The following is a 752-nucleotide window of genomic DNA, read 5'->3' as shown; positions in this document are numbered from 1 at the left end:
CACGGCAGCCTGGTGCTCAATGCCTCGGGCGCCTTCACGTACGTGGTCAACGAGACGGATCCAGCCGTGCAGGCCTTGCGGCTGTCGACCAACACGCTCACCGACGTGTTCAATTACACGATGCGCGACACCGCCGGCGCCACGTCATCGACAACGTTCACCGTTACCATTCATGGCGCCAACGACGCGCCAGTGCTGGCCGTCCAGACCGGCGATCAGACCGCGACAGTCGGCACGTCATTCTCCTTAACGCTGCCAGCGGGCACCTTCACCGACGTCGATTCCGGGGATTCGCTCGCCTATACAGCGACCGCCGCCGATGGCACGGCACTTCCCGCATGGCTGACCTTCGATGCCACGACTCGGACCTTCAGCGGGACACCAACGTCCACCAGTGCTGGCACCCTCAGCGTCAAGACATCGGTCACCGATTTCGGCGGTCTGTCAGCCAGCGAGACGTTCAATCTCGCGGTGACGACAGCGCCCTCAGGCGTGAGCCTGTTCTCGAACTCGGACACGCCGGCCATTCTGTCGAATTCCGATCCGTCGCAAGTCAACCTTGGCGTGCAATTCACCTCCTCCGTGGCAGGCACGATCACTGGCATCAAGTACTACAAGAGTGCAAATGACACCGGTACTCATACGGGCTTGTTGTGGAGCAGCACCGGCACGCTACTGGCGAGCGCGACTTTCACCAACGAGGGCAGCAGTGGCTGGCAGACCGTCACGTTCAGCAATCCCGTGTCCATCGC

General features: G+C 62.0%; 1 protein-coding gene. It reads left to right on the top strand.

The window, feature by feature from the left end:
* Positions 1-752 (top strand): DUF4082 domain-containing protein (locus AC0L3K_RS40685; protein ID WP_473368215.1); only part of this gene is annotated, 752 nt, incomplete at both ends.

The organism is Bradyrhizobium sp. MI1.10 (assembly GCF_055811035.1).
Note: the sequence above shows the minus strand (reverse complement) of the source record. Positions and strands in the feature narration are given on the sequence as shown.